Below are 9724 nucleotides of genomic sequence, written 5' to 3' on the forward strand. Positions count from 1 at the left end.
CGACGGCGGAACCCGGTGTCGGATCGTTAACGCACCGAAACCTAAGCACCCACTACGCGCTCCTGCCACGCTCTAGGGTTAGAGCACCCGATCGTGGTCGCATTCCACGCTCAGATATCCAAGGGAGCAACATGAACGCACTGAAGGGCTCGCGCGCAGCGAAGGTCCTCGCCGGGGTCGCGCTGGTCAGCGCGTCGGCACTCGTCATCTCGGGCTGTGCGAGCAGCACGCCGTCCGACTCCGGCGACGGCGGCAACAAGCCGTCCGCCGACCTCACTCTCAAGCTCGGGTCGCTGCTGCCGCAGACCGGTGCTCTGGCCTTCCTCGGCCCGCCCATGGAGTCGGGCGTCGGCCTCGCGGTCAAGGAGATCAACGACGCCAAGGCCGGAATCACCATCGACCTCACTGCCGAGGACGAAGGCGACACCGACACGAAGGCCTATGAGACCTCGATCACCAAGCTGCAGGGTGCAGGCGTGTCCGCCATCGTCGGCGCCGCGGCGTCCGGCGTCTCGAAGCTCATCCTCGACGGCAACGTCGCCGCGGGCATCCTCCAGATCTCGGCCTCGAACACCTCTCCCGACTTCACCACGTGGGACGACAAGGGCCTGTACTTCCGCACCGCCCCCAGCGACCTGCTGCAGGGCGAGGTGCTCGGCAACCTGATCGCCGAAGACGGACACAAGACCCTCGGCATCATCTACCAGAATGACGCGTACGGCACCGGCCTCAACGACGCCATCAAGAAGACGTTCGAGGGCACCGGCGGCAAGGTCGTCGCCGAGGCGTCGTTCAACGTCGGCGACGCGCAGTTCGACGCGCAGGTCGAGACCATCAAGGCGCAGAACCCGGACGCCGTCGCCATCGTCTCGTTCGACCAGTTCAAGACGATCGCCCCGCTGCTGGTGAACGCCGGCATCACGGCCGACAAGTTCTACATGGTCGACGGAAACCTGTCCGACTACGGCACCGACATCCCTGTCTCGCTCGAGGGCGCCCAGGGCACCAAGGCCGGCCCCAAGCTCGCCGACGACTTCACGAAGCGTCTGCAGACCTTCTGGACGGGCGAGGGCAACGCCGAGGTGAAGGACTTCACCTACGCGGGTGAGGCGTACGACGCTGTCGTGCTCGTGGCTCTCGCGTCGCTCGCCGCCGGCTCCACCAAGGGCGCCGACATCGCGGCGAAGATGCAGGAGGTCTCGGGCGGCTCCGGCGACGGTGAGAAGTGCACGACCTTCGCCGACTGCGCCAAGATCATCAACTCCGGCAAGGTGGCCGACTACGACGGCTACTCCGGAGGAGTGAAGTTCGACGAGAACGGCGACCCGCAGGACGCCACGATCGGCATCTACAAGTACGGCGCGGACAACACCATCACCCGCACCAACTGATATCGCTGAGAAGGCCCCGGATGCTCGCATCCGGGGCCTTCTCCGTGTCCTGCGCGTTCGTCTCGCTCGTAGAGTGAGGAGCGCAGTGACGAGACGGAACGCGTCTCAGGCGGCGTCGGTGCCCAGCGTGCCGAGGTAGAGCCCGATGACCTTGGGATCGTTCAGCAGGTCGCGCCCCGTGCCCTCGTACGCGTCCTTGCCCTGGTCGAGGACGTACCCGCGGTCGCAGATCTGCAGGCAGCGACGGGCGTTCTGCTCGACCATGATCGTGGTCACGCCGGCCTTGTTGATGTCGGAGACGCGGATGAACGCGTCATCCTGCCGCACGGGGGAGAGGCCCGCAGACGGCTCGTCGAGCAGGAGCACCGACGGGTCCATCATCAGAGCGCGCGACATCGCGACCATCTGGCGCTCTCCACCCGACAGGGAGCCGGCGCGCTGCTTGAGCCGCTTGCCGAGCTCCGCGAAGATGCCGCTGACGAACTCGAGCCGTTCGGCGTAGATCTTGGGGTTCTGGAAGAGTCCCATCTGCAGGTTCTCCTCGATGGTCAGCGAGGGGAAGACGTTGTTCGTCTGCGGGACGAACGCCACCCCGCGCTTGACGAGCTTGTCGGCCTTGAGGCCGACGATGCTCTCGCCGTTCACGGTGATGTCGCCGGAGCGCACGTTCACCATGCCGAAGATCGACTTCAGCAGGGTCGACTTGCCGGCGCCGTTCGGGCCGATGATCCCGATCAACTCGCCCTGCCTGGCCACCAGATTCGCCCCGTTGAGGATGTTCACGCCCGGCAGGTACCCGGCATGGACGTCCTTCAGCTCGACGATCACCTTCTCATCGCTCATGCGCGACCCTCCTCGGGGGAATCGGTCTCTTCCGCGGCGAGCTCCGCCTCGGCTTCGGCCTCGATCTTCTCGCGCAGTCGTGCGGCCGCGGCGTCCTCTAGCACGGGGATGCGACCGGTGACGGCTCCGAGGTCGAGGTCCTGGTGCGCGCCGAGGTAGGCGTCGACGACCGCGGGGTCCTCCATGACGTCCTCCGGCGGACCCTCCGCCACCACGCGCCCCTCGGCCATGACGACGACCCAGTCGGCGATGTGCCTGACCATGTGCATGTCGTGCTCGACGAAGAGCACGGTCATTCCCTGGTCCTTGAGGTCGAGGATGTGGTCGAGCAGAGACTGGGTGAGGGCCGGGTTGACGCCGGCCATCGGTTCGTCGAGCATCACCAGCGTGGGGTCGCTCATCAGCGCCCGAGCCATCTCGAGCAGCTTGCGCTGACCTCCGGAGAGCGCTGCCGCGAAGTCCTTCTCCTTGGCGTCGAGCTTGAAGCGCGCGAGCAGCTCGCGCGCCTTCGTCTCGATCTCGGTGTCCTGCGAGCGCCAGAGGAACGGGAAGAGCGAGGCCCAGAAGCCCTCGCCCTTCTGGTGCGGGGCGCCGAGCTTCATGTTCTCGAGCACGGTCAGCAGCGACAGGGATTTCGTCAGCTGGAACGTGCGGACCTGGCCCATCCGCGCGACCTTGAACGAGGGCACTCCCGCGAGGTTGTTCCCGTCGAACGACCAGGAGCCGCTGTTGGGGCGGTCGAACCCGCACAGCAGATTGAAGAGCGTCGTCTTGCCGGCGCCGTTCGGCCCGATCAGGGCCGTGATGGCGCCACGGGGGATCTCCACGTGGTCCACGTCGACCGCGGTGAGACCGCCAAAGCGGCGCTGCACCGCGTCGACCACCAGGATCGGATCGACCTTCGCGACGCCGGGCGCCGCAGGTCCCTTCGCGAGGCCCGTCGTCTTCGGACGGCGGATGCTTCCCGTCGCGGGGGCGGCGGACTCCGCGGAGCCCTCGGGGTTCAGTTCACTTGACAAAGGTCATCTCCCTCTTGTCTCCGAGGATGCCCTGCGGGCGGAAGATCACGAGCAGCATGAGTGCGACACCGACGAAGATGAACACGAGCGTCGAGGCCTGGCTGTCGGACATCGGAAGCACGCCGGCCTTCGCCATGCCGGGCAGCAGGTTCGCGAGGAACGCGAACACGACCCAGAACAGCACGGCTCCGAGCGTCGGTCCGAACACCGTGGCGGCGCCGCCGAGCAGCAGGATCGTCCACAGGAAGAAGGTGAGCGAGGTCGTGTAGTTGCCTGGCACGACGGCCGAGGGGAGCACGAACACGATGCCGCCGGCGGCGCCGATCACCCCGCCTACGACGAGCGCCTGCATCTTGTAGGCGAACACGTTCTTGCCGAGCGAGCGCACCGCGTCCTCGTCTTCGCGGATGCCTTTGAGCACGCGACCCCAGGGGCTGCGCATCAGAGACCAGACCAGCAGGATCGACACGGCCAGCAGCAGGATGCCGAACACGCGGTTCCACAGGTCGTCGGCCGAGAACGTCCACGGGCCGAACCCGTAGGTGCCCTCGGGGAAGGGGTTCGCGTCGCGGAAGCCGCCGTTGTACTGGGCGAGTCCGTCTGCGGAGTTCGTCCACTCGTCGAACAGCTGAGTGGTGAACAGCAGTCGCACGATCTCTCCCGCCGCGATCGTCGCGATGGCGAGGTAGTCGGCGCGCAACCGCAGGGTCGGGATGCCGAGGAGCACGGCGAACAGGGCGCCGCCGGCCATGCCGATCAGCATGCCGAGCCACCAGGGGAGCCCGAACGAGAGCACGGAGATGGCGTAGCCGTAGCCGCCGATCGCCATGAACGCCGCCATGCCGAAGTTCAGCAGGCCCGCGTAGCCGAAGTGCACGGCCAGGCCCGTCGCCGCCAGGGCGTACGCGATCGTGACCGGGCTGATGAGGTAGACGGCGGTGTTGGAGAAGATGCTTCCGAAGTCCATGATCAGCCCAACCTTTCCTTGCGTCCGAGCAGACCCTGCGGCCTGACCAAGAGGATCACGATCAGCACGACGAGGGCGCTCGCGTACTTCAGGTCGGAGGGGATCCACAGGGTGGAGACCTCGACCGCGATGCCGACGATCAGCGAGCCGATGAGCGCGCCGAACGCGGTGCCGAGTCCGCCGAGCGTGATCGCGGCGAACATGAGCAGCAGCATCTGGGTGCCCATGTCCCACTTCACGCCGGGGCGGAAGTACGCCCACAGGATGCCGGAGATCGCGGCCAGCACACCGGCGACGACCCAGACGATCCGGACCACCCGGTCGACGTCGATGCCGGAGGCGGCGGCCAGCTGCGGGTTGTCGGAGATGGCTCTGGTCGCCTTGCCGATGCGGGTGCGGGTGAGGAAGTAGGCCACCGCGAGGATGACGATGATGCTCACGCCCATCGCGATCATGTCGATGTACGACAGCGAGATCGGCCCGAGCTGGATCGGTGTGGGGCTCGCGCCGGGGAGCTGGTAGGTGCCGCCCCCGACGAAGTACTGGAAGACGTACCGCAGCGCCAGGGACAGACCGATGCTGACGATCATCAACTGGACGGTGCCGAGACCGCGATGGCGGAGCGGGCGCCAGACCGCGGCATCCATGCCCCAGCCGAACAGGCCGCCTCCGACGACAGCGGCGATGAGTCCCGCCCACAGGGGGAGGTGCCAGAAGGTGGTCGTGACCATGGCGAGCAGTCCACCCCAGGTGACCATCTCGCCGTGCGTGAAGTTCGACATGCGCGTGGTGCCGTAGATCAGCGCCGCACCCATCGAAGCCAGCGCGAGCAGCAGCCCGAAGTTGAGCCCGCCGACGAGACGGGAGAAGAGCTGATCCCAGAAGGAGACCGTGATCCGCTCTCCCTCGCCGAGGAAGAGGTTCATGATCTTCGTGCCGGTCAACCCGAACTCGACCTCGAACGACGCCGTCGTCCCCGCGATGGGCTGCGTGCCCTCGGGGAGTTGCGCGGCGTCGACGATCACACCTTTCGGCAGCGTGTCCTCGTCGACGGTGAGCGTGTACGTCGCCTTCTCCGGCACATACAGGCGCCACTTGCCGTCGGCATCCGTCTTGGTCTCTCCGTCGAAGCCCTTGCCCTTGATGGTCATGACCACATCGGGTACGGGCTTGTCATCGAAGGTGATGACGCCGGCGAAGTAGAAGTCTGTGATCTCCTGGCCGTCGTCCGTCGTGTCGGCTGATGCCGCGGCCGGGGGCTGCAACCAGAGGAACGCGATGGCGAGGAGTGCGCCGAGCGCCACCACGATCCATCGGGTTCCGCTCCGTCTCGCCGTGATCGTCAGACTCACAGATCCTCCAGCCCCAGTACGCAGGCGATGACGGAGTTGTTCATCAGCCTTGATGTACGACGGTATGAGCGTAATGTGTCGGTTCTGTTTCAGCCAAGGCACGATCTGCTCACGGCGCGCCGCCGGTGTCGTCCGACGACGCGGCTGCGGCCTCGGAATCCCCGTCCTCCTGCGGAGAAGCGGGGAATATCTCCAGCCGCGACACGCTTAGAATTGGTACACGCCGCCGCCCCACCACGCGCCCCGCAGGAGGACAATCCATGGACCAGCACGATCCCTTCGGTTTCGTCGGACTCACCTACGACGATGTGCTGCTCCTCCCGGGGCACACCGATGTGATCCCGAGCGAGGCCGACACCTCCTCGCGCATCACGCGCCGGATCTCGGTCGCGACCCCGCTGCTCTCCAGCGCGATGGACACCGTGACGGAGTCGCGCATGGCGATCGCGATGGCGCGCGAGGGAGGCATCGGCATCCTGCACCGCAACCTGTCGATCGCCGACCAGGCCGCGCACGTCGACCGCGTCAAGCGCAGCGAGTCGGGCATGATCACCGACCCGATCACCACGACTCCGGACGCGACGGTCGAAGAGGTCGACGCGCTGTGCGCGAAGTACCGCATCTCGGGCCTCCCCGTGGTCGACCCCGATGGCAAGCTCGTCGGCATCATCACCAACCGCGACATGCGGTTCGTCTCCGGCTTCGAGCGTCAGACGACCTTCGTCAAGGACGTCATGACCAGCGAGAACCTCGTCACCGCTCCGGTCGGCGTCGCGGCGGGCGAGGTCATCGCGCTGTTCGCCCGTCACCGGGTGGAGAAGCTGCCGCTCATCGACGCGGACGGAAGGCTCGCTGGTCTCATCACCATCAAGGACTTCGACAAGAGCGAGAAGTACCCGCTCGCGACCAAGGACGACCAGGGTCGGCTGCGCGTCGGCGCCGCGATCGGATTCTTCGGCGACGCGTGGGAGCGCGCAGAGGCGCTGCGCGACGCGGGAGTCGACGTGCTCGTGGTCGACACCGCCAACGGCCAGTCCCAGGGCGTCATCGACCTGGTCCGCCGCCTGAAGGCGGACGAGTCGTTCGCGCACATCGACGTCATCGGCGGCAACGTCGCCACCCGCGAGGGCGCTCAGGCGCTCGTCGACGCAGGGGTGGATGCGGTCAAGGTCGGCGTGGGCCCCGGGTCGATCTGCACCACGCGCGTCGTCGCCGGCGTCGGCGTCCCGCAGGTCACCGCGGTGTACGAGGCGTCGCTCGCCGCGCGCCCCGCGGGCGTCCCGGTGATCGCCGACGGCGGCCTGCAGTACTCGGGCGACATCGCGAAGGCCCTCGTGGCCGGTGCGGACGCCGTGATGCTGGGGTCGCTGCTCGCGGGCACCGACGAGTCGCCGGGCGAGATCGTCTTCCAGTCGGGCAAGCAGTTCAAGCAGTACCGCGGCATGGGCTCGCTCGGAGCGATGCAGACGCGCGGCAAGCAGACCTCGTACTCGAAGGACCGCTACTTCCAGGCCGACGTGCCCAGCGACGACAAGCTCATCCCCGAGGGCATCGAGGGTCAGGTCCCGTACCGCGGGCCGCTCTCGGCCGTCGCCTACCAGCTGGTCGGCGGCCTGCGTCAGTCGATGTTCTACGTCGGTGCGCGCACGATCGAGGAGCTCAAGGCCCGTGGCCGTTTCGTTCGCATCACCGCGGCCGGCCTCAAGGAGTCGCACCCGCACGACGTGCAGATCGTCGTCGAGGCGCCGAACTACAAGAAGTGAGCCCGGCATAGGCGAGAGAAGGGGGCGGATGCTGCGGCATCCGCCCCCTTCTGCATCCTCGGTTCAGTGCGCGAGCGCCGGCTCCGTCTCGACGGCCTCGGACGCGGCGGCATCCGTCGACTTCCCGGACGGGAGCCACAGCGCGATCACCGTCGCCGCGAACAGCACGGCGGCTCCCGTGAACACGGCGGGCTTCGCGGCGTCCACGTAGAGGTCGGGTGTGAGCTGGCCGCCCGCTCCGACGAAGATCGCGGTCATCACCGCGGTGCCGAGTGCGACGCCGAGCTCGCGGATAGTCGAGTTGACGCCGGACGCCTTGGCGTGGTCGACGAGTCCGAGGGTCGCGAGCAGCGCCGTCGCCGACGGGGCGAAGACGAGTCCCATCCCGATGCCCGCGAGGATGAACGGGGCGATCAGGTTCGGGTACTGCAGGTCGGGGGCGGTGATCTGCGCGATCCATGCGAGGGCGACGCCCTGCAGCAGCAGGCCGGGCACGAGTAGCGCGCGCGTGCCGACGCGCGGGGCGATCATGCCGGCGAGCGGGGCGACGAACATCGGGGCCAGTGTCCAGGGCGTTGTCTGCACCGCGGCCTCCAAGGGGGTCGACCCCTGCACGACCTGCAGGTACTGGATGAGGATGAACACCGAGCCGAAGGTGCCGAAGCTGAAGGCGAAGCCGACCACATTCGTGATCGAGAAGGAGCGGTCGCGGAACAGGCGCAGCGGCACCAGAGGAGCCTTCGCGCGCATCTGCCAGATCACGAAGGCCACGAGCAGCACCGTGCCGAGCGCCAGCTCGAGGATCACGCCGAGGGAGTCCCAGCCGTCGTCGTTGCCGCGCACGATCGCGTGGACGAGAGCGAGGACGCCGGATGCCGCGAGCACGGCTCCGGGGATGTCGATGCGGGAGCGGGCGCCGAAGTCGTTGCGGAGCACGAGCAGTGCGAGCGGGATGGCGACGATCGCGACGGGGATGTTGATCCAGAAGATCGCCTGCCAGTTCCAGCCCTCCATGATGGCGCCGCCGACGAGCGGCCCGACCGCGACTCCGAGTCCGGAGACGCCGCCCCAGATGCCGATGGCGAGCGGGCGACGCGATGCGGGGACGGCTCCGGTGAGGAGCGCGAGCGAGAGGGGCATCACCGCTGCGGCTCCGAGCCCCTGGACGGCACGGGCGGAGATGAGCTGACCGGGGTCGGAGCTGAGGGCGGCGAACAGGGAGCCGACGCCGAAGAGGGCGATGCCGATCGCGAAGACGGTGCGGCGGCCGAACCGGTCGCCGAGAGCGGAGGCGATGAGGATCGCGCCGGCGAACGCGAGGGCGTAGGCGTTGACGAACCACTGCAGCTCCTCGACGCTCGCGCCCATCTCCTGGTGCAGCACGGGGAGGGCGTTGGTCATGACGAGGTTGTCGAGCGTGGCCATGAACATCGGGAGGGATGCCGCGGCGATGACGAGCGCGACCGGGCGACGCCTGATCGCGGGGGTGGGCTGAGACATGATGCTCCAGTTGTAATTGAATGATTACTTGTCCTGGAAGCAATGTAGTAATCGAATGATTACAAAGTCAAGTGATTCGCTGATAGCCTTTCGACATGACCTCAGCCGCCGCATCCGACGTCCTCTCCGACGACTCGGGCAGGCGACTCTCCTCGGAGGAACGGCGCGCGCAGATCGTCCAGGCGGCGCTCGCGGTGTTCGGCGCGCGTGGCTACGAAGGCGCGAAGACCGACGAGGTCGCTCGGGCGGCCGGCGTGAGTCAGCCCTACGTCGTCCGCCTCTTCGGCTCGAAGGAGAACCTCTTCCTCGCCGCGGTGGAGGAGGCGCTCGCCCGACTGCTGACGTCGTTCCGCGCCGCCCTCGCCCGCGAAGACGACGACCTCCCCGCGGGCAAGCGCATCGGCGAGGCGTACGTCGACCTCATCGAGGTGCGCGGACTCCACCAGACCCTCGCGCACTCGTACCTGCTCGGCAGCCATCCCGTGATCGGTCCGGCCGCGCGCCGAGGGTTCGCACAGGTCTGGCGCTTCTTCCGCGACGAGGTGGGGCTCGATGCCGACGAGGCGAGGGCGTTCTTCGCCGAGGGCATGCTCATCAGCACCATGATCGGGCTCCGCATCGTCGACGACTACGGATCCGACCCCCAGATCACCGAGCTGTTCCGCTCCTGCTTCCCGAGCGAGCTGCCGCACGTGCTCGACGTGCTCCCGCGCGGCGCCGAGCGCTGGTAGCCCCAGGCTTCGCACAGACGAGAAGCGGGGGGGGGGGGGCGGGGCCCCCCCCCCCCCCCCCGGGGCCCCCCCCCCCCCCCCGGCGGGGGGGGGGGGGGGGGGCCCCCCACACCCCCCCCCCCCCGGGGGCAAACACACACACCCCCGCGCACCACAAC

Annotated in this window: 8 protein-coding genes; 3 read left to right on the forward strand and 5 right to left on the reverse strand. The window is 67.9% G+C overall.

Annotated elements, in window-relative coordinates; all coding sequences use genetic code 11:
- Positions 1-131: 131 nt before the first annotated feature.
- On the forward strand, positions 132-1391 hold the full coding sequence (locus tag ACFY5A_RS09700) for an ABC transporter substrate-binding protein (protein WP_341940026.1): 1260 nt from the start codon (positions 132-134) through the stop codon (positions 1389-1391).
- Positions 1392-1496: 105 nt separating this feature from the next.
- On the opposite strand, the gene ACFY5A_RS09705 is transcribed toward ACFY5A_RS09700, so the two are convergent.
- From ACFY5A_RS09705 to ACFY5A_RS09720, 4 genes are read right to left on the reverse strand one after another with little or no spacing between them, the layout of a single operon-like run.
- On the reverse strand, positions 1497-2234 hold the full coding sequence (locus ACFY5A_RS09705) for an ABC transporter ATP-binding protein (protein WP_105672707.1): 738 nt from the start codon (positions 2232-2234) through the stop codon (positions 1497-1499).
- Positions 2231-3193 (reverse strand): ABC transporter ATP-binding protein, encoded by a 963-nt coding sequence (locus tag ACFY5A_RS09710; protein ID WP_105672784.1) that lies wholly within the window; start codon positions 3191-3193, stop codon positions 2231-2233. Before ACFY5A_RS09710 ends, ACFY5A_RS09705 begins: the two co-directional genes overlap by 4 nt.
- A 49-nt stretch (positions 3194-3242) precedes the next feature.
- On the reverse strand, positions 3243-4220 hold the full coding sequence (locus ACFY5A_RS09715) for a branched-chain amino acid ABC transporter permease (protein ID WP_105672708.1): 978 nt from the start codon (positions 4218-4220) through the stop codon (positions 3243-3245).
- Positions 4221-4222: 2 nt separating this feature from the next.
- Entirely contained in the window at positions 4223-5572 is a 1350-nt protein-coding gene (locus ACFY5A_RS09720) for a branched-chain amino acid ABC transporter permease (RefSeq protein ID WP_341940025.1), read from the reverse strand.
- 260 nt (positions 5573-5832) lie between these two features.
- Between ACFY5A_RS09720 and guaB the strand changes: the two genes are divergently transcribed.
- On the forward strand, positions 5833-7335 hold the full coding sequence (gene guaB, locus ACFY5A_RS09725) for an IMP dehydrogenase (protein WP_223586957.1): 1503 nt from the start codon (positions 5833-5835) through the stop codon (positions 7333-7335).
- Positions 7336-7398: 63 nt separating this feature from the next.
- On the opposite strand, the gene ACFY5A_RS09730 is transcribed toward guaB, so the two are convergent.
- Positions 7399-8835: a DHA2 family efflux MFS transporter permease subunit gene (locus ACFY5A_RS09730; RefSeq protein WP_387233530.1), complete on the reverse strand. Its 1437-nt coding sequence runs from the start codon at positions 8833-8835 to the stop codon at positions 7399-7401.
- A gap of 95 nt (positions 8836-8930) precedes the next feature.
- Here ACFY5A_RS09730 and ACFY5A_RS09735 point away from each other — a divergent pair, with 95 nt between their 5' ends.
- A complete protein-coding gene (locus ACFY5A_RS09735; RefSeq protein WP_105672712.1) occupies positions 8931-9566 on the forward strand; it encodes a TetR/AcrR family transcriptional regulator in 636 nt (211 codons plus the stop codon).
- Positions 9567-9724: the final 158 nt, after the last annotated feature.

Origin of the sequence: Microbacterium sp. NPDC012755 (assembly GCF_042901325.1) — a bacterium.
GTDB classification, from domain to species: Bacteria; Actinomycetota; Actinomycetes; order Actinomycetales; family Microbacteriaceae; genus Microbacterium; species Microbacterium natoriense.

Coding starts and splice junctions, on each gene's coding strand:
- guaB (WP_223586957.1), top strand. CDS start 5,833: ATGGACCAGCACGATCCCTTCGGTTTCGTCGGACTCACCTACGACGAT.
- ACFY5A_RS09735 (WP_105672712.1), top strand. CDS start 8,931: ATGACCTCAGCCGCCGCATCCGACGTCCTCTCCGACGACTCGGGCAGG.
- ACFY5A_RS09700 (WP_341940026.1), top strand. CDS start 132: ATGAACGCACTGAAGGGCTCGCGCGCAGCGAAGGTCCTCGCCGGGGTC.
- ACFY5A_RS09705 (WP_105672707.1), bottom strand. CDS start 2,234: ATGAGCGATGAGAAGGTGATCGTCGAGCTGAAGGACGTCCATGCCGGG.
- ACFY5A_RS09715 (WP_105672708.1), bottom strand. CDS start 4,220: ATGGACTTCGGAAGCATCTTCTCCAACACCGCCGTCTACCTCATCAGC.
- ACFY5A_RS09730 (WP_387233530.1), bottom strand. CDS start 8,835: ATGTCTCAGCCCACCCCCGCGATCAGGCGTCGCCCGGTCGCGCTCGTC.